At 45.4% G+C, this 19,750-nt stretch carries 17 protein-coding genes and 2 rRNA genes; 7 read left to right on the plus strand and 12 right to left on the minus strand.

Going from position 1 to position 19,750, the window contains the following annotated elements; genetic code table 11:
- Positions 1-12: 12 nt before the first annotated feature.
- Together ACMXYW_RS12895 and gpmI are read right to left on the minus strand one after the other, a co-directional pair.
- Positions 13-1,152, minus strand: coding sequence for a murein hydrolase activator EnvC family protein (locus ACMXYW_RS12895; protein WP_415904308.1), 1,140 nt, complete (start codon positions 1,150-1,152; stop codon positions 13-15).
- A gap of 59 nt (positions 1,153-1,211) precedes the next feature.
- The gene (gene gpmI, locus ACMXYW_RS12900; protein ID WP_415904309.1) at positions 1,212-2,762 is read right to left on the minus strand and encodes a 2,3-bisphosphoglycerate-independent phosphoglycerate mutase; all 1,551 of its coding nucleotides are present in this window, start codon (positions 2,760-2,762) and stop codon (positions 1,212-1,214) included.
- A gap of 227 nt (positions 2,763-2,989) precedes the next feature.
- Between gpmI and ACMXYW_RS12905 the strand changes: the two genes are divergently transcribed.
- The 3 genes from ACMXYW_RS12905 to secB are packed head-to-tail and all read left to right on the plus strand — an operon-like array spanning position 2,990 to position 4,183.
- Positions 2,990-3,403: a rhodanese-like domain-containing protein gene (locus ACMXYW_RS12905; RefSeq protein WP_415882194.1), complete on the plus strand. Its 414-nt coding sequence runs from the start codon at positions 2,990-2,992 to the stop codon at positions 3,401-3,403.
- Between the two features lie 8 nt (positions 3,404-3,411).
- Entirely contained in the window at positions 3,412-3,669 is a 258-nt protein-coding gene (gene grxC / locus ACMXYW_RS12910) for a glutaredoxin 3 (RefSeq protein WP_415899036.1), read from the plus strand.
- Positions 3,670-3,691: 22 nt separating this feature from the next.
- Entirely contained in the window at positions 3,692-4,183 is a 492-nt protein-coding gene (gene secB / locus ACMXYW_RS12915) for a protein-export chaperone SecB (RefSeq protein ID WP_415882196.1), read from the plus strand.
- A 63-nt stretch (positions 4,184-4,246) separates the two neighbouring features.
- On the opposite strand, the gene ACMXYW_RS12920 is transcribed toward secB, so the two are convergent.
- The 6 genes from ACMXYW_RS12920 to glnA all read right to left on the minus strand — a co-directional run bounded on the left by ACMXYW_RS12920 (position 4,247) and on the right by glnA (position 10,307).
- A complete protein-coding gene (locus tag ACMXYW_RS12920) occupies positions 4,247-5,083 on the minus strand; it encodes a M14 family zinc carboxypeptidase (protein WP_415904310.1) in 837 nt (278 codons plus the stop codon).
- A 97-nt stretch (positions 5,084-5,180) separates the two neighbouring features.
- Complete coding sequence (locus ACMXYW_RS12925; RefSeq protein WP_415899038.1) at positions 5,181-5,531, minus strand: hypothetical protein; 351 nt, start codon at positions 5,529-5,531, stop codon at positions 5,181-5,183.
- 66 nt (positions 5,532-5,597) lie between these two features.
- The gene (trmL, locus tag ACMXYW_RS12930) at positions 5,598-6,068 is read right to left on the minus strand and encodes a tRNA (uridine(34)/cytosine(34)/5-carboxymethylaminomethyluridine(34)-2'-O)-methyltransferase TrmL (RefSeq protein WP_415904311.1); all 471 of its coding nucleotides are present in this window, start codon (positions 6,066-6,068) and stop codon (positions 5,598-5,600) included.
- A gap of 78 nt (positions 6,069-6,146) precedes the next feature.
- A complete protein-coding gene (glnG, locus tag ACMXYW_RS12935; protein ID WP_415904312.1) occupies positions 6,147-7,580 on the minus strand; it encodes a nitrogen regulation protein NR(I) in 1,434 nt (477 codons plus the stop codon).
- The gene (gene glnL, locus ACMXYW_RS12940) at positions 7,564-8,646 is read right to left on the minus strand and encodes a nitrogen regulation protein NR(II) (protein ID WP_415904313.1); all 1,083 of its coding nucleotides are present in this window, start codon (positions 8,644-8,646) and stop codon (positions 7,564-7,566) included. The genes glnG and glnL overlap by 17 nt, the downstream gene beginning before the upstream one ends.
- 254 nt (positions 8,647-8,900) lie before the next feature.
- The gene (gene glnA / locus ACMXYW_RS12945; protein ID WP_415899042.1) at positions 8,901-10,307 is read right to left on the minus strand and encodes a glutamate--ammonia ligase; all 1,407 of its coding nucleotides are present in this window, start codon (positions 10,305-10,307) and stop codon (positions 8,901-8,903) included.
- Positions 10,308-10,753: 446 nt separating this feature from the next.
- Between glnA and typA the strand changes: the two genes are divergently transcribed.
- The 3 genes from typA (at position 10,754) to dtd (ending at position 14,104) form a co-directional block, all read left to right on the plus strand.
- On the plus strand, positions 10,754-12,565 hold the full coding sequence (typA, locus tag ACMXYW_RS12950; RefSeq protein ID WP_415893465.1) for a translational GTPase TypA: 1,812 nt from the start codon (positions 10,754-10,756) through the stop codon (positions 12,563-12,565).
- A gap of 123 nt (positions 12,566-12,688) precedes the next feature.
- Positions 12,689-13,639 (plus strand): prolyl aminopeptidase, encoded by a 951-nt coding sequence (pip, locus tag ACMXYW_RS12955; RefSeq protein WP_415904314.1) that lies wholly within the window; start codon positions 12,689-12,691, stop codon positions 13,637-13,639.
- A 27-nt stretch (positions 13,640-13,666) separates the two neighbouring features.
- Complete coding sequence (gene dtd, locus ACMXYW_RS12960; protein ID WP_415904315.1) at positions 13,667-14,104, plus strand: D-aminoacyl-tRNA deacylase; 438 nt, start codon at positions 13,667-13,669, stop codon at positions 14,102-14,104.
- A gap of 14 nt (positions 14,105-14,118) precedes the next feature.
- Here the strand turns inward: dtd and ACMXYW_RS12965 are convergent, their stop codons facing one another.
- Complete coding sequence (locus ACMXYW_RS12965; RefSeq protein ID WP_415904316.1) at positions 14,119-14,739, minus strand: tRNA-uridine aminocarboxypropyltransferase; 621 nt, start codon at positions 14,737-14,739, stop codon at positions 14,119-14,121.
- A 59-nt stretch (positions 14,740-14,798) separates the two neighbouring features.
- Entirely contained in the window at positions 14,799-15,296 is a 498-nt protein-coding gene (locus ACMXYW_RS12970) for a hypothetical protein (protein WP_415904317.1), read from the minus strand.
- A 153-nt stretch (positions 15,297-15,449) separates the two neighbouring features.
- On the opposite strand from ACMXYW_RS12970, the gene ACMXYW_RS12975 reads away from it, so the two are divergent.
- The gene (locus tag ACMXYW_RS12975; protein WP_415904318.1) at positions 15,450-16,292 is read left to right on the plus strand and encodes an HDOD domain-containing protein; all 843 of its coding nucleotides are present in this window, start codon (positions 15,450-15,452) and stop codon (positions 16,290-16,292) included.
- A 241-nt stretch (positions 16,293-16,533) separates the two neighbouring features.
- Here ACMXYW_RS12975 and rrf read toward each other — a convergent pair.
- Positions 16,534-16,649: ribosomal RNA gene (gene rrf, locus ACMXYW_RS12980) — 5S ribosomal RNA — on the minus strand.
- A gap of 142 nt (positions 16,650-16,791) precedes the next feature.
- Positions 16,792-19,676, minus strand: a 23S ribosomal RNA gene (locus tag ACMXYW_RS12985).
- Positions 19,677-19,750: the final 74 nt, after the last annotated feature.

Consider the following 19,750-nt stretch of genomic DNA (forward strand, 5'->3'; position numbering starts at 1 on the left):
TCCCTAATAATGTTAGCTCTTCAACCAGCTTTTTGGATTACTCGGCTTACCTTTATAACGAACCGCAAAATAAAGACCTGTTTGAGTACGGCCCCCACTCTGCCCTGCCGTTGCGATAGTATCACCCGCGGCTACCCAGTCGCCTGTTTCTAATAACAAGCTTTGATTATAACCATACAAACTCAGATAACCGGAGCCATGATCAATAATCAATACTAAACCATAACCTCTAAGCCAATCTGAAAATACTACGCGCCCATGATGAACCGCTTTTACAGGCTGAGCTTCTGACGCCTGAATCCAGATCCCATCATAGCGGATATTATTTCTGACAGTACCATAACTTTGCTTTACCTTACCTTTTAACGGCCAAGGCAGCTTACCTTTTAATTGTTTAAAGGTTTTATCATCTTTAACAAGCGTGGCGAAGTTCAAACTTTTCTCAATTTCAGTCAGCACCGCACGCAAACGCTTTTGGTCCAGCTTGAGCTGCTTAAGTTTCTTTTTGTCTGTGGAGAGGGCTTTTGTTAGCCGAGCAAGGGTATCTTTTCGCTTCGCTTGAGAGGCCCTCAGAGCAGTGACCTCTTTACGTAATTCTTCGCGCTTGAGGACCATTTTTTGCTCGGTATCGGTTAACTCTAATTCAGTTCCGGAAAGATCCGCCAGTTTGGTTTTGAAAAGAATTAGGTCCTGGCGCAACTCTTCATTTACGAAGTCATAATAGCGAATAGCTCGATCTAAAGTTTCAGGATCTCGCTGAGTGAGCAGTAGCTGTAGGCGCGCTTGGTTGCCCATTTTATACTGCTGGGCTATCTGTTTAGCGATTAGTTCAGAACGTTTCTTAAGCTCGACTTTTAAAGCATCTCGCTTCTTTTCAAGGGAATCAGCGTGAGAGCCAAGACCACTCAATTGCTTATCCAGTGATTGGATCTGACGGGCTAACTTGCCAATTTTGACTTCACTGTCACGGAGTTCTTTACTCAAATCACGAGATTCGCCTTCTTGCGAGCGCATGTTTTTTTGTAAGGAAGCTATACGTGAATTGAGCTGCTTTATCTGCTTTTCAGTTAATGCTTGTTTGTCCTCTGCTAGCACCACAGATGACGCAAGCAAACTAAACAGTAAGAAAATAAAGGCAGGTAAAGATCGCACCATAATTTTTCTGCACAAAATAAAAAGGGATAAACAAGTTATCCCTTTTTAAAGCCTCTTTAGAAGGATGCTAAAGATCTGCCTGTCATTTCAGCAGGCACTTCAATGTCCATCAAGGACAGCAGGGTTGGTGCTAAATCACACAGCGCACCGTCTTCTAGCTTGAGATTTTCTGCACGTGGGCCATCGTAAATCAACGCCACTGGCCAGATTGTGTGAGATGTATGAGGCTGGCCTGTTTCTGGGTTAACCATCAACTCAACATTGCCGTGATCAGCTGTGATCAATGCTTCACCACCGACTTCGCGTAGCGCTTCTAGCACCTGTTTAACGCTATCATCAACAACTTCACAAGCTTTAACAGCCGCATCAAATTTACCGGTATGGCCAACCATATCACCGTTCGCATAGTTACAAACGATCAAGTCATACTTACCACTTTTAATCGCTTCAACTAACTTCTCAGTCACTTCCGGCGCACTCATTTCAGGCTGCAAATCATAAGTAGCAACATCTGGAGAAGGAACCAAAATACGATCTTCACCTTCGTAAACTTCTTCCTGACCACCATTGAAGAAGAAAGTCACATGAGCATATTTTTCAGTTTCAGCAATACGCAGTTGGGTTTTGCCCAAACCAGATAGGTATTCACCTAGATCATTTCGAATAGCTTGCGGAGGATAAGCGCAGGCAGCATCAATATCAGATGCATACTGAGTCATCATTACATATGCAGCTAGCTCTGGAGCTTTTTCACGTGTAAAACCGTCAAAACTGCCACCTTCAGTAAATGCGCGAGTAATTTCACGGGCACGGTCTGGACGGAAGTTGGCACAGATTAGCGCATCACCGTCAGCCACTAGGCCTTTGGCTTCGCCAGCAGCATCCGTAATTACGGTTGCTTGAACAAATTCATCATTCTCGTCACGTGCATAAGCTTCATTCAGCGCTTGAATAGCAGATTCAGCTTTGCAAGGCGCTTGACCAATAGTCATTGCATCGTAACCGTTCTGCACGCGATCCCAACGGTTATCACGATCCATTGTAAAATAACGGCCCGCGACAGAAGCAATGGAACCCACACCGAGTTCGGCTAGCTTCGCTTCTGTACGTTGAATCGACGGCTCTGCAGAACGTGGTGGCATATCACGACCATCCAAAATAGCATGAACATAAAGCTTTTTCGCACCACGTTTAACAGCCATCTCTAACAGCGCAAAGATATGTTCTTCATGGCTGTGAACGCCACCTGGTGATAACAAGCCCAAAATGTGAACCGCTTTATCTTGCGAAATGGCGGCATCCATCGCATTCACTAACGTCTCGTTATCGAAGAAGTCACCATCTTCGATCGCTTTGGAGATACGCGTGAAGTTTTGATAAACCGTGCGCCCTGCACCAATGTTCATATGGCCAACTTCTGAGTTACCCATCTGTCCATCCGGCAAGCCAACAGCCATACCTGAAGTTTCGATTCGAGCATTTGGATTATCAGCAAGTAGTGCATCCCATACAGGGGTATTAGCTGCCTGAATTGCTGAAGATTCTGAACTTTCTACACCGTAACCATCAAGGATGATCAAAGCTTTTGTCGCGCGCGTTTGTGTCATATCTGTAGGATTCTGTTGCAACGGTTATAAAATTGCCGCCAATTTTACTTGGAAAGCCCCTTTAAGGCTAACGATTGAAGGCCCGAAGCAGAATAATTGCCACTAAATAATCATTTTCACCGTATCTTCCCCTTATACCGTCAAAAATCGCGAGGTATACTATTGCTCCTCAATCGTCGATCAACAGTTTTTAATGGTCTTCAAGTAAGGCCTTATTTGGATTAGAAATGGATCAATTTATCGAATTTATCGGCAACCACCCATTCTTGGTTGGTGCTTGGCTTTTAACTCTAGTGATGTTCGTTCTTTATGAACGTAGTAAAGCAGGCAAAGCCGTTACTCCGGCGCAAGCAACAAACCTAATCAACAAAGAAGACGCAATCATCGTTGATATCCGCCCTAAAAAAGAGTGGGCAACAGGTCATATCACCAATGCAAAGCACATCCCTCTTTCTGATTTAGATCGTCGTATGGACGAGCTAACCAAGTACAAACAACGCCCGATTATCGTTGTATGTAATTTAGGTCAGGCAGCGAGTGCTGCTACTCGCAAACTTAAGGCTGAAGGCTTTGAAAATGCAGTGCGCCTATCTGGCGGCATGACCGAATGGAAAGGCCAAAGCCTTCCGATTGTTAAGTAATAATCGCAATGAAAGAAGTTACCATCTATACAACCGCGTGGTGCCCGTTCTGTATCCGAGCAAAAATGCTGTTGGATCATAAGAGCGTTCCTTACACTGAGATTAAAGTCGACGGCGATCCTGAAAAACGTCGTGAGATGACAGAACTCAGCGGAGGCCACACAGTGCCGCAAATTTTTATCGGCGAAACACCTATTGGCGGTTGCGATGATATGTTTGCCCTTGAACGTCAAGGCAAACTCGACACCCTACTTAGTGCAAACTAATTTTTAAAAATAAGGATAAATCATGGCTGAGAACGATCAGAACACAGCGTCCCAAGAAGAACAGCAGGGACCTCAGTTTGCGGTACAACGCGTATACATTAAAGATGCCTCTTTTGAATCTCCAAACGCTCCTGAAATTTTCATGAGCCCTTGGCAGCCAGAAGTTGGCCTAGAGATGAACACTCAAACTGCTCAGCTAGGCGACAACGCTTTTGAAGTAACTCTAACGCTAACGGTTACTGTTAAAAACGAAGACAAAACCGCATTCCTAGTTGAACTGCAACAAGCAGGTATTTTCTCTATCGCAGGTCTAGGTGAGCAAGAGATGCACCACACACTAGGTGCATTCTGCCCAAGCATCCTATTCCCATATGCACGTGAAGCAATTGACGCAATGGTTGTTAAAGCTAGCTTCCCAGCACTAATGCTTGCGCCAGTAAACTTTGATGCACTATATGCTCAGCAGATGGCTCAAGCTCAGCAAGAAGCAGCACAAGGCGAAGCTCAGCACTAAGCTATACGCTATCGCATAAAAAAACGGAGCTTTGCGCTCCGTTTTTTTTGTTTTTGGATCTATTTATTTGGATGATTCAGATGCAGCTAACTCACTGCGGTTACGTTTCGATTTATACTTCAACCAACCGACCAAGTCTGTCCACATCTTATCAATATCCTTTTTCGGCGGCATGATTCCAGCGTATGGAAGCTCAATGGTCACCACAGGTATATTCTTAACAAACCAGCCATAGTTGCCTAAAGAACCCGGGTATGTCCCTAACTGACGTAGGTGCAACGGTCCAAGTTTACGCGGCGGTTGAATACCACCGTCAAAGTCCAAAATTCCGTGCGGTGCATGTACAGAGACAATCACCGTCGGCTTGTATTCATCAATCAAATTGTGGATAACACGACTTTCAGGCTCACTTAAAGGCGCGTGCCCAGGGAAATAACGCAAACGCTTTTTCGCACTTTTTTGCCAATGAGCTAAAGGCTCAGGAAATTCTGGCGCTGGGGTAAAGTTTCGATTCAGATCAACCTTATTAGCATTCACTCGGCTAGATTTACGCTGCAATAGACCATCCGGATTCACAACCGGCAAGAAATACCAATCGTAAGCACCACTATGATGTTTACGTAAGGTATTCAGCCATTTAAAGGTTACGCTAACACTGGAGTACTCATCACCATGGATACCACCTATAAATAGCACCCTTGGCGCATCTTTATTCTCTTCTGAAGCCTGAAAGTGCGCCTCTAAAATTGCACGGCCTTGGACTGAATAAAAACGAGGAGGAAGATAAGGATTACTTAAACATTCATTAACCGAAACACTGGCTAGTTTTTTACCAACCTGTTTACAGACACTCATCACCTCTTCTGGATGACTCACTCCATGAGTAAAAGAAGAGATCAAAACTAAAAAACTCCCAAGAAAAAGGGAGCTATATTTTTTCCACATATACTTACCGAACAAAGCTTTCAACTGTACACATATTAATCAAAAGCACATTCTAGCATGATTTTAAGGAAAGGCTTTGCAGTATTTCATCGGCACGACCTAATTCAAGGACTTGCTGCAATGAAGCCGCTGGCAACGGCACAATACTTACAAGCGAGCTTGCTGGAATAAGAAATTGACCTTCACTGCCAGACTCTAATTGATCAGAGATCAGAACTACCGGAAGCTGTTGGTTCTTAAGCGTTTGGATATTTACTTGCTGATCAAGCCGACCTAACAGCCATACTTCACGCTCCCTATAATCAGTGACATGCAGTTTAAAAACCTCGCCCGCCCGCTCGGTTAAATAAGCTTCAATCTTTGTCACAATGAAAGCGTGCTGCATAGAATTACTGACCATCATGTAGTTCCTTTCACTATAGTCGTTATAGCAACATTTAAGTATCTATATGTAGAACCGCTTTTAAAACTAACTATCGATAGCGCCGTCAAACCCCAGTTGACGCCATGCTTCATAAACAACAACAGCGCTAGCATTAGCAAGGTTCATACTACGACTCGCCTCTTTCATCGGCATTCGCAACCACTGTTCGCTAGGGAAACTCTCTCTCACCTCAACCGGCAAACCTCGAGTTTCTGGCCCCAACAACAAAACATCGCCCGCTTGGTAATCAGCTTTGGTGTAGCAAGTTTTACCTTTTGTGGTTAACGCCCAAACCTTTCTAGGTTCTATTTCAGCCAGACAGGTGTCTAAATCAGGGTGAATTTTAACTGCAGCAAACTCATGATAATCCAAACCTGCACGACGTAACCGTTTATCATCAAAGTCAAAGCCCAGAGGCTCAACAAGATGAAGATGGAAACCTGTATTGGCACAAAGCCGAATAATATTGCCTGTATTTGGCGGTATTTCAGGTTCGAATAGGACAACGTGAAGCATAAAAAATCCCCGCAGGTTAAAAGCTGCAGGGATTATATATGAAATCAAAAAACGTGGTTATTACTGAAGAAGAATAACTTAGGCAACTTCCTGATCTTCACCTTTATCTTCATCCATGCCCAACTCTTTGATTTTCCGCGTTAGAGTATTACGTCCCCAACCTAGAAGCTCTGCAGCATCACGTCGACGTCCTGCGGTATGTTTGAGTGCGGTCTCAATCATAATTTTTTCAAAAGCAGGCACTGCGGTGTCTAATAGATTTCGATGACCAAGCCCCAACTGCTGATCAGCCCAATTGCGCAAAGACAGCTCCCAATCTCCTGCTACAGCAGTCTCTGATTCACTACTCTGCATAAGCTCTGGCGGTAAATCATCGATCAACACTTCTCGCCCGGTCGCCATTACCGTCAACCAGCGACAAGTATTTTCCAACTGCCTAACGTTACCCTGCCAAGCCAAATTACACATGTAACTTTCAGTGTCAGTAGCAAGTACTTTTGGCTCCACATCTAATTCTTCAGCAGCCATGTTGAGGAAATGGCGCGCTAAACGCGGAATATCTTCACGTCGTTCAGCTAACTTGGGTAGATGAACACGAATGACGTTAAGACGATGGAATAAATCTTCGCGGAAGCGACCTTCAGCTACCAACTTTTCTAAATCCTGATGGGTAGCCGCGATAATACGAACATCAACCTTCACAGCGGTATGGCCGCCAACACGATAGAATTCACTATCAGCCAATACCCTTAACAAACGTGTTTGAGCATCAGCAGGCATATCACCTATTTCATCTAGAAAAAGCGTACCACCATCCGCTTGCTCAAATCGACCACGTCGAGCCGCTGCCGCACCGGTAAAGGCGCCTTTTTCATGACCAAACAATTCCGACTCAATCAGATCATGGGGAATAGCTGCCATATTTAGAGGAATGAAAGGCCTATCTCTACGCGGGCTGTGCTTATGCAGCGCGTGTGCGACAAGCTCTTTACCCGTACCGGATTCACCATTAATGAGAACAGTAATATTGGATTGAGATAGACGACCAATAGCACGGAAAACTTCCTGCATAGCAGGCGCTTCACCAATAATTTCGGTACCTTCTTCAGCAGCTTGCTCAGCCACCTGCTCTCGTTGCTCAATCGCATGCGCCAAGGCGCGCTTAGTTAGCGCAACAGCATCATCTACATCAAACGGTTTTGGTAAATACTCAAATGCACCACCCTGATAAGACGCAACTGCAGAATCTAAATCGGAGTGTGCCGTCATAATAATGATCGGAACTTGTGGGTGAGTTTCCTGAATTTTCTCCAGCAACTGCAAACCATCTGTTCCCGGCATGCGAATATCACTAATTATGGCATCAGGCACTTCACGCTCTAGCTGAGCCAATAAAGCATCTGCACTATCAAAAACTTCGGTTTGAAGCCCTTCTACTGCCATCGCTTTTTCAAGCACCCAACGAATTGAACGATCATCATCGACAATCCAGATTTTACCTGACAGGTTCATGACTTATCTCCAAAGGTATGAATAGTTGAAATTTAGTTTCCCCTGGCTGAGTTTCGCACTCAATCAATCCTTGATGCTGATTGATGATCGATTGCGCAATCGACAAGCCAAGGCCGGTTCCTTCTGCACGCCCGCTTACCATAGGGTAGAAAATCTTACTAAGTATCTCTTCTGGGATACCTGGACCGTTATCTACAATTTCGACGCTACATACCAAACGGTGTTTTTCAGCGCCCAATGTAATTTGACGGAAAGCCCGTGTTTTAATCTGAATGGTTGGCTCAACAGTTCCTGCACCCTGCATCGCTTGCATACTGTTACGCAGGATATTTAATATCGCTTGAATAAGCTGCTCTGCATCACCGGTAAACTCCGGGATACTAGGATCGTAATCTCGCAATAGGGATACAGAACCCTTAGTTTCAGCCTCGATAAGCTGGCAAACACGTTCGAGTATGGCGTGGATATTAACGTCTTCAAGCTTAGGTAACTTACGCGGCCCCAATAGACGATCAACCAGGTTCCTTAAGCGATCAGCCTCTTCAATGATTACGCGGGTATAATCATGTAAGGCAGGATCTGGCAGCTCTCGTTCTAGCAATTGCGCGGCACCACGAATTCCACCCAAAGGGTTCTTAATTTCATGCGCCATGCCACGGACTAGGGATCTGGCAGTGTCATGTTGAGTTAGAAGGTCCTCTTCACGCTCGATTCTCATCAAACGGTCTCTCGCTTCTATCTCAATCAGGAGCTGTCGACCACTCAACCAGAACAATGGATTAATCGAATAATCCACCGTTAGTACACTGCCACTTTGAGTCACCAATTTAGCTTCACGGCGCGTGTAAGGATGACCCGTCTCAATACAAGCACGTAGATCTTCAATGCCATGCTCCTCTGGTGAAAACCACTCCGCTACAGACACTTGAGACAAACGCCGCAAACTCGCCTCTAACAGCATCTCAGCCGCAGGATTGGCATATTCCACATCAAGGTTGCCATCCAGCAAAACCACCGCTGTAGAAAGGTTTTCTATTATCTGTTTATGAAAATCTATTACTGGCATCGACCTACACTCTTTTACTTAAGTTTACTTCTGCAAAAAGCAAACCAAGTTTTACCACTGCCCTAAATTGCTCTCAGGCAGCACCATTACTGACTATTCTAATATTGAGTGTAGCTGCTTAAAAATGATAACGCACCATTTTAGTGCATTAAATATTACTAAGATTTTAATCGTCACTAAATAAGTGCATAAGGGTAAGATTTAAAAATAAAAAAGCCTCCACAAGGGAGGCTTTTTTCCAGAAGAGCTAAGACTTATACAGAGTAGTACAGGTCAAATTCAACTGGGTGAGTAGTCATGTTCACTTTCTCAACCTCTTCACGCTTAAGCGCGATGAATGCATCAAGCATGTCGTCAGTAAATACGCCACCTTGAGTCAAGAAGTCACGATCTTCTTCAAGAGCGTTTAGAGCTTCTTCTAGAGATGAAGCAACCTGTGGGATCTCAGCAGCTTCTTCAGCTGGTAGATCGTAAAGGTCTTTATCTGCAGCATCGCCAGGGTGGATCTTGTTCTTGATACCGTCAAGACCAGCCATCATTAGTGCAGAGAAACATAGGTATGGGTTTGCAGATGGATCTGGGAAACGCGCTTCTACACGACGTGCTTTAGGGCTAGTCACGTATGGGATACGGATTGAAGCAGAACGGTTACGTGCAGAATAAGCAAGCATAACTGGAGCTTCGAAACCTGGCACTAGACGCTTGTAAGCGTTAGTAGAAGAGTTAGTCAAAGCGTTAAGCGCTTTAGCGTGCTTGATGATACCGCCGATGTAGTAAAGAGCAGTTTCAGACATACCCGCGTATGCATCACCAGCAAACAGGTTAACACCGTCTTTAGATAGAGACATGTGAACGTGCATACCAGAACCGTTGTCACCAACTAGTGGCTTAGGCATGAATGTAGCTGTTTTGCCGTAAGCGTGCGCAACGTTGTGTACACAGTACTTAAGAACCTGAACTTCGTCCGCTTTAGCAGTCAAAGTGTTCGCACCAACACCGATTTCACACTGACCAGCAGTTGCAACTTCGTGGTGGTGTACTTCAATCTCCAGATCCATCGCTTCCATCGCGTCACACATAGCGCCACGTAGGTCGTGAAGAGAATCAATTGGTGGTACTGGGAAGTAACCGCCTTTAACACGTGGACGGTGACCAGTGTTACCACCTTCGATCTTGTGGCTAGACGCCCAAGATGCTTCTTCAGAAGCGATTTCATAACCGCAACCAGAGATGTCTGCGTGCCACTTAACTTCGTCAAACACGAAGAACTCTGGCTCAGGACCAAACATAGCTGTGTCAGCAATACCTGTAGACTTAAGGTACTCTTCTGCACGCTTAGCTACAGAACGTGGGTCACGCTCGTAACCTTGACCAGTAGCTGGCTCAACAATGTTACAACGAACGATTACAGTAGTAGCTTCAGAGAATGGATCAAGTAGAGAAGCGCTGTCGTCCGGCATCAAAATCATATCTGAATCGTTGATACCTTTCCAACCGGAGATGGATGAACCATCGAACATTTTACCTTCTTCAAAGAAGTCATCGCCCATGTCGGAAACTGGGATAGTTACGTGCTGCTCTTTACCGTGAGAATCGGTGAAACGCAGGTCAAGCCACTTAGCATTGCTTTCTTTGATCAGATTCAGAGTCTTCTCTGACATGAGACTTTCTCCACTTAGTAATTACCAGGCTGAACATTGTCAGCCTAAAGAAATCAGAATTAATTATCGGCTTAGGACAAAGCAACAAGCGTGCCAGAATGAAAAAACCAGCATTCCTCCACATTTAGAGGCACTTGCAGCATAAATGCACCAAAAGCACCGCACCAAAATAGAACACAATCAATCTTAATGCACCATAATAGTGCAATTTTCATTGAGTCAATTTTTATGCACCGTTATGGGCCTATAATATACTCCAACCTTATTCAAAACGCCCACCTATAATGTGTCTGTTTTTAACTTAATTCCTACTCAGATCAATCTGCTCATGTAGATAGAAATAAGAAAAACAAAAACTCTGTCGATTTGATTAAGAAATATGCAGTAATTTATCTATAAACACGTATAATTCCGCATTCGCAAAAATATCTCACAGGTATACACACGTGATCGAAAAGCTAAGAAACATCGCTATCATCGCGCACGTTGACCACGGTAAAACAACCCTGGTTGATAAGCTGCTTGCACAATCCGGCACACTAGGCCGTCGTGATGAAGGCACTGAGCGCATCATGGACTCCAACGACCAGGAGAAAGAGCGCGGCATTACCATTTTGGCAAAAAACACTGCTATCAAATGGAACGACTACCGCATCAACATTGTGGACACTCCTGGGCACGCCGACTTCGGTGGTGAAGTAGAGCGCGTACTGTCTATGGTTGACTGTGTATGCCTACTAGTTGACGCTGTTGATGGTCCAATGCCACAAACACGCTTCGTAACTCAGAAAGCATTTGACCAAGGCCTACGCCCAATCGTTGTTATCAACAAGATTGACCGCCCTGGCGCACGTCCAGATTGGGTTATCGATCAAGTATTTGATCTATTCGATAGCCTAGGTGCCACTGATGAGCAACTAGACTTCCCAATTGTTTACGCATCTGCACTAAACGGTATTGCAGGTCTAGAGCCAGACGATATGTCTGAGGATATGACACCACTTTTCGAAGCGATCGTTGAGCATGTAGATCCACCAAAAGTAGACGTTGATGGCCCACTACAGATGCAAGTGTCTGCACTGGACTACAACAGCTACCTTGGCGTTATCGGTGTTGGCCGAGTTACTCGCGGTACTATCAACACGAATACGCAAGTAAAAGTTATTGATCGCGAAGGCGCTGTTCGTAGCGGACGTATCCTGAAGATCATGGGCTATCACGGCCTAGAGCGTGTTGAAGTAGAAAGCGCAACTGCTGGTGACATTATCTGTGTTACTGGTATTGATGCCCTGAACATCTCTGACACTATCTGTGACCCCGATAAAGTTGAAGCCCTACCAGCGCTAAGCGTAGATGAGCCAACAGTATCTATGACGTTCCAGGTTAACGACTCTCCGTTCGCAGGTCAGGATGGTAAGTTTGTAACTAGCCGTAACATCAAAGAGCGCCTAGATCGTGAACTTATCCACAACGTTGCCCTGCGCGTAGAAGATGGTGAAACACCAGAGAAATTTAAAGTATCTGGCCGTGGTGAACTTCACCTTTCCGTATTGATTGAAACAATGCGTCGTGAAGGCTTCGAGCTAGGTGTATCTCGTCCAGAAGTAATTCAGAAAGAAGTCGATGGAGAAATCCACGAACCATACGAAATGGTTATGATCGACGTTGAAGACGAGCACCAAGGTTCTGTTATTGAGGAACTAGGTAAGCGTAAAGGCGACATGACAAACATGGAAGTAGACGGCAAAGGCCGTGTACGTCTAACGTTCATGATCCCATCTCGCGGCCTTATCGGCTTCCGCTCTCTGTTCCTGACAATGACTTCAGGTACAGGCATCATGACTTCTATCTTCGACCACTATGGTCCAGTTAAAGAAGGTGAAGTTGTTAGCCGTATCAATGGTGTTCTTGTATCCATGGTTACTGGTAAAGCTCTTGGCTACGCACTATGGAACCTACAAGACCGCGGTCGTCTATGCATCGAACCAAACGTTGAAGTTTACGAAGGTATGCTACTCGGCATCCACAGTCGTAATAATGACCTAGCTGTAAACCCAACTAAAGGTAAGCAGCTAACTAACGTTCGTGCTTCTGGTTCTGATGAAAACATCCAGCTAACACCTCCTGTAAAATTCACACTGGAGCAGGCGCTAGATTTCATCGAAGATGACGAATTGGTAGAAGTTACACCTAACTTCATCCGCCTACGTAAGAAGCTTCTTAAAGAGAACGAACGTAAGCGCGCGAAGAACAAATAAGAGATTATCTCTATCTCAAAAAGGCAGCCTTCGGCTGCCTTTTTTATTTTCTAATACCATAGCTCTGACACAACTAGCTCACTATACTTAAAAATTAGGACGTCAATCTGTGCCGGAGGCTATATGCGCATTCCCTACCCTGAAATACATCCCTATAACGAATTTCAGCTAAAGGTTTCTGATACCCACAGCCTTTATGTAGAGGAAAGTGGCAACCCTCAAGGTATGCCAGCACTATTTGTTCACGGAGGCCCTGGCGGCGGAACTGCGCCAGCACATCGAAGCTTTTTTGATCCCGAGAAATATCGAATCATTTTGTTTGATCAACGCGGTTGCGGCAAATCTACACCTCATTCAGATCTCACAGATAATACGACCACTGATCTAATAGCAGACATGGAAGCAATCAGAAAACACTTGAATGTGGATAAATGGTTACTATTCGGTGGTTCGTGGGGATCTACACTTAGCCTTCTCTACGCTCAAGCTCACCCAGATCGCGTATCCGGCATGATTCTTAGAGGTATTTTTCTTTGTCGAGATCAGGATATCCAGTGGTTTTATCAGCATGGTGCGAGCGCTATTTTTCCCGACTATTGGAAAGAGTACGAGCAGGTCATTCCTAGGACTGAACGTGAGGACATGCTCAAAGCCTACTACAAGCGCTTAACCTCATCGAATGAGATTGCACGTATGTCTGCAGCAAAAGCATGGTCTATTTGGGAAGGTCGCTGTTCCACTCTAGACCCAAACAACGATATCGTTGATCATTTTGCAGACCCTCATGTAGCACTTGCGATGGCGAGAATAGAAGCTCATTTCTTTATAAATAAAGCTTTTATAGAGCCTAACCAAATCATTGATAATTGCTCAAAAATAGAAGAAATCAAAACAGTGATCGTACATGGCCGCTACGACATGGTTTGTCCAATAGAACAAGCTCAAGCCCTCTATGACGCTTTACCAGAATCAGAGTTTCACATCGTACGAGATGCAGGCCACTCAGCTTTTGAGCCAGGTATTACTGACAATCTAATTCGTGCAACAGATAACTTCGCCATCTCATTAGCATAAGACATACGGACACAAGAAAAACAGGATATGAAAGCACTAATCCAACGAGTCAAATCTGCAAGCGTTGAAGTGAACGCTAAAACCGTAGGCAAGATCAACCAAGGCATTCTATTACTTCTTGGTGTAGAAAAAGACGACACCGAAGCGGATGCCAACAAACTACTGAAGAAAATACTTGGCTATCGCATCTTTGCTGATGCAGAAGGAAAAATGAATCTCAACCTACAACAGATCAATGGTGGACTACTCGTAGTCTCTCAATTCACGATTGTTGCAGACACAAAAAAAGGGCTACGCCCAAGCTTCTCTTCGGGCGCATCACCAGAGCATGGTGAAAAACTATATAACTACTTTGTAAAGCAAGCTAAACAACAGCACACAGAGGTTGAAACCGGTATTTTTGCTGCCGATATGGCCGTCTCATTAACCAATGATGGACCAGTTACCTTTTGGCTCGAAAGCTAAATTTACAAGTGCTATCAAACCTCAGATGAGAGCTGATAGGTCTTTAATCTCTTCTTCTCTTCTGCCTCATCATCAAGCGGTCGATTTAGTCTTGCAGCACGATAATGGTTATTAAAGACTGAAAAATAATCTGACATTATTTCAGCCCCTTGTTTATCTCCCGCTAGCTTTAACATTTCAGCTGCCACTTCAGCCGTACAAAGTTGACCAGCAACAGGCGCCTTGCGTAACTTATACTGTGAGGTAGAAGTTACTTGGGGCTGAATAACAGGGAGATGATCTAAATAACGGCTATGCCTGAACATACGCCGAGCTTGTCGCCAAGTACCATCAAGTATAATGAAAACAGGCTTTTTCCCAGGCTTTAGCTCAAAATCAACCATCCTATCCTTATAGTCATCACCCTCCGGAAAAACAATGTAAGGGTCTATGTCCTCATGATTTATTGCCTCAAGCAACTCCTGACTAGGCTCAGTCCTAGACCATTTAAATCGTTGCGTGTCGGCAATACAGTCCTCAATGAGTCGCCCCGTATTGGTAGGCTTGAATATTTCATCATGATGCATAAGTAAGTAAAAACTCGCTAAAGCATCGTACTGAAGTTTGTAATCACAAATACAAGCGCGAATAGACAATAAGCACGACTTACAACGCTCGGTTTTAGACCCGCGTGCAATGAATGGTTTGGATTCAATCATTGTAATGTTTGAGGTTGATTAGAAGATTGGAACAGCTCCGCGGCGACACCCCAGTCTAAACCGACGGCTCCACGGTGTAAGAGATGAAATATTTGATGAAGCTCTTGATAACTTAGAACACTAGCCGCGACAGGTTCGTCACCACCGGAAAAAAATAAAAGCTTATACTGCCCCTCGTGATGACTAATATCTAATCGACTTAGTAGCAATGCACTTTCAGCCATAACTTGAGTGCTTTCTCGCTGAACCTGGAGAGCTTGTTGAGCGTCCTCATGATGAAACTGAGCCATATGCATCTTTTGCTGAACGGGCGCATCGGCTATTTCAGTTACCGTCTTTTCGAGCAACCCCTGCACAGCATCGAGCAAACGCAGCACTAATTTTCGTGTCAGCCAAAAATCGATTCTCTGCTGTCCATTACTAAGATTACCGACAAGAAGAATTCGATCTTCCAGTTGATCATAATTAAAAGTAAAAGCAGCAATATTTAACATCGAATGCCTCATTTAGCTGAAAAAATTTAACGTAACCACAAAATAGGTTAGCCAGATAATTAGTCTAAGCTAAGCTTTTGAATACAATTAAAAATTGTCAGCTATCATTGAATAAAGTAAGTTGTATTTTAACAACTATTTGAGAAGGACTGTATGCCTCCTGTTTCAGAACAATCAACAAGTTATGTGATCCCAGCGCGCCCAGAAGTACTTATAAGTATCACTGAGGCTCTGAGACAATCAGATCCTGACATCAAAGGCATCTGTAATTTAATCAAACAGGACGTAGCCTTATATAGCTCAGTTATCGCTACTGTTAACTCATCATATTTTGGAATACGGACAGAAATAACATCCGTTGAACGAGCGGTTGCACTTTTGGGTATTAAACGGGTTTTTAATATCGTGCAACTGGCAGCATTAAAGAACAGCCTCTCAGCAGTAGGCCCAATGGAGAGGTTCTGGGATACAGCCACAGAAGTAGCTCGAATCACCGCCGCTTTAGCAAATCAATTCACCAATCTAGATCCTGACGAAACCTACACACTAGGCATGCTGCATGACAGTGGTATTCCACTATTAATGCAAGCCAAGCCCGAATTCAAAGATAAACTCAGAGAACTCAATGGAGCAAGTCTCACTGAGATCAATGAGCAGCAGCTAGCTCTATACGGCGTTAGTCATTATCAACTAAGCGCAGAACTCGCTAGAAAGTGGAATATTGGCGAATCCACAGCAGAAGCTATTGCTCGACAACCCTACTACGAAAAAACCTTTCAAGAACCTGCTGATGAGAAAGAGGCAATGCGCTTAAAATTATGCATGCTTCTTTTAGCAAGGGACATTAGCGATGCTTATAGACACTTCTGGCGGATTCCAGACCCTAAAGAAGAAGCAATTAAGATTATGCCCGTCTTGAACTTCCTCGGAATTAGCGACTTTGACTACGCTGACCTGAAAGAAGACATAGTTAATACACTAAGCCTGCAGCAATAAAGGACAGCGAAGGACAGCGAAGGACAGCGAAGGACAGCGAAGGACAGCGAAGGACAGCGAAGGACAGCGAAGGACAGCGAAGGACAGCGTATCAGTGTGCGTTATTCTATAAAGCATGACCAGCCTTTAGATTACCCACCCATATTTGATATTTTCTCTGCTTGCCTAGCTGCACTCTAAACACGGTTATAAACGAAAAAACCCCGATCACAGCGTGACCGGGGTTTTCTCTTAATTAAATGCTTGGCGATGACCTACTCTCACATGGGGAAGCCCCACACTACCATCGGCGATGTTGCGTTTCACGTCTGAGTTCGGGATGGATTCAGGTGGTTCCACAACTCTATGGTCGCCAAGCAAAACTGTTACAACTTAGATCTGATTCTTCTTTTATTTGATCTAGATAGTTTATCGACTGTAGTTTAACTACGCGCTAATTCGTTACTCTCTATCGTCTTACGTATCTTACAAGTCACTTGCCAAACGCCTTGGGCGTTATATGGTCAAGCCTCACGGGCAATTAGTATTGGTTAGCTCAACGCCTCACAGCGCTTCCACACCCAACCTATCAACGTCGTAGTCTTCAACGGCCCTTTAGGGGAATCAAGTTCCCAGTGAGATCTCATCTTGAAGGAGGCTTCCCGCTTAGATGCTTTCAGCGGTTATCCCGTCCGAACGTAGCTACCCGGCAATGCAATTGGCATCACAACCGGTACACCAGAGGTTCGTTCACTCCGGTCCTCTCGTACTAGGAGCAACTCTTCTCAAATCTCAAACGCCCACGGCAGATAGGGACCGAACTGTCTCACGACGTTCTAAACCCAGCTCGCGTACCACTTTAAATGGCGAACAGCCATACCCTTGGGACCGGCTTCAGCCCCAGGATGTGATGAGCCGACATCGAGGTGCCAAACACCGCCGTCGATGTGAACTCTTGGGCGGTATCAGCCTGTTATCCCCGGAGTACCTTTTATCCGTTGAGCGATGGCCCTTCCATACAGAACCACCGGATCACTAGAACCTACTTTCGTACCTGCTCGACGTGTCTGTCTCGCAGTCAAGCACCCTTCTACTCTTGCGCTCATTGCATGATTTCCGACCATGCTGAGGGTACCTTCGTGCTCCTCCGTTACTCTTTGGGAGGAGACCGCCCCAGTCAAACTACCCACCACACAATGTCCCCGATCCCGCTTAGGGAACTGGGTTAGAACCTCAACATTACCAGGCTGGTATTTCAAAGGTGGCTCCACCCTATCTGGCGACAGGGTTTCAAAGCCTCCCAGCTATTCTACACAAGTAATGTCAAAGTCCACTGTGAAGCTGTAGTAAAGGTTCACGGGGTCTTTCCGTCTAGCCGCGGGTAAACTGCATCTTAACAGCTATTTCAATTTCACTGAGTCTCGGGTGGAGACAGTGTGGCCATCGTTACGCCATTCGTGCAGGTCGGAACTTACCCGACAAGGAATTTCGCTACCTTAGGACCGTTATAGTTACGGCCGCCGTTTACCGGGGCTTCGATCAAGAGCTTCGCACAAGTGCTAACCCCATCAATTAACCTTCCGGCACCGGGCAGGCGTCACACCCTATACGTCCTCTTTCGAGTTTGCAGAGTGCTATGTTTTTAATAAACAGTCGCAGCCACCTGGTATCTTCGACCGGCCTCAGCTTAGGGAGCAAGTCCCATCACCAAAACCGGCGCACCTTCTCCCGAAGTTACGGTGCCATTTTGCCTAGTTCCTTCACCCGAGTTTTCTCATACGCCTTAGTATTCTCTACCTGACCACCTGTGTCGGTTTAGGGTACGGTTAGTCATAACCTGAAGCTTAGAGGATTTTCCTGGAAGCATGGCATCAACTACTTCAGTCCATAAAGGACCTCGTCATCGGTTCTCGGTCTTAAGGACCCGGATTTGCCTAAGTCCTCAACCTACTACCTTAAACGCGGACAACCAACGCCGCGCTAGCCTAGCCTTCTCCGTCCCCCCATCGCAGTTATGAGCAGTACAGGAATATTAACCTGTTTCCCATCGGATACGCTCTTCAGCCTCTCCTTAGGGGCCGACTCACCCTACCTCGAATAGCGTTGGATAGGAACCCTTGGTCTTCCGGCGGGGAGGGTTTTCACCTCCCTTATCGTTACTCATGTCAGCATTCGCACTTCTGATACCTCCACGGTGCCTTACAGCTTCCGCTTCAACAGCTTACAGAACGCTCCTCTACCATGCACAAAGTGCATCCGTAGCTTCGGTGTTATGCTTAGCCCCGTTATATCTTCCGCGCGGGCCGACTCGACTAGTGAGCTATTACGCTTTCTTTAAAGGGTGGCTGCTTCTAAGCCAACCTCCTAGCTGTCTAAGCCTTCCCACATCGTTTCCCACTTAGCATAAACTTTGGGACCTTAGCTGACGGTCTGGGTTGTTTCCCTTTCCACGACGGACGTTAGCACCCGCCGTGTGTCTCCCGTGATTGAACTCATGGGTATTCGGAGTTTGCATCGGGTTGGTAAGTCGGGATGACCCCCTAGCCGAAACAGTGCTCTACCCCCATGGTTAGACACGAGGCACTACCTAAATAGTTTTCGAGGAGAACCAGCTATCTCCGAGTTTGATTAGCCTTTCACTCCTATCCACAAGTCATCCGCTGGCTTTTCAACGACAGTCGGTTCGGTCCTCCAATGCGTGTTACCGCATCTTCAACCTGCCCATGGATAGATCACTCGGTTTCGGGTCTACTCCTAGCGACTGGACGCCCTATTAAGACTCGGTTTCCCTACGGCTCCGCAAATGCTTAACCTTGCCACTAAAAGTAAGTCGCTGACCCATTATACAAAAGGTACGCAGTCACCGTCCGAAAACGGCTCCCACTGCTTGTACGTACACGGTTTCAGGGTCTATTTCACTCCCCTCACAGGGGTTCTTTTCGCCTTTCCCTCACGGTACTGGTTCACTATCGGTCAGTCAGGAGTATTTAGCCTTGGAGGATGGTCCCCCCATATTCAGACAGCGTTTCACGTGTGCCGTCCTACTCGATTTCACTTTAAAAGACCTTTCACATACGGGGCTATCACCCACTATGGCCACACTTTCCAGAGTGTTCTGTTAAATCTAATAAAGCTTAAGGGCTGGTCCCCGTTCGCTCGCCGCTACTTAGGGAATCTCGGTTGATTTCTTTTCCTCTGGGTACTTAGATGTTTCAGTTCCCCAGGTTCGCCTCTAATAACCTATGTATTCAGTTAAAAGATACCTATAAATAGGTGGGTTTCCCCATTCGGAAATGTCCGGATCAAAGGTTGTTTACCACCTCCCCGAACCTTATCGCAGGTTACAACGTCCTTCATCGCCTCTGACTGCCAAGGCATCCACCGTGCACGCTTAGTCACTTGACCATATAACCCGAAGGCGTCTGGAATCACAGTAACTTGTATTGCTAGTAACGATAGATTTCGCCGAATTGGCGCAT

The sequence above is a fragment of the Neptuniibacter sp. QD48_55 genome (genome assembly GCF_047778115.1).
Classification (GTDB): Bacteria; Pseudomonadota; Gammaproteobacteria; order Pseudomonadales; family Balneatricaceae; genus Neptuniibacter.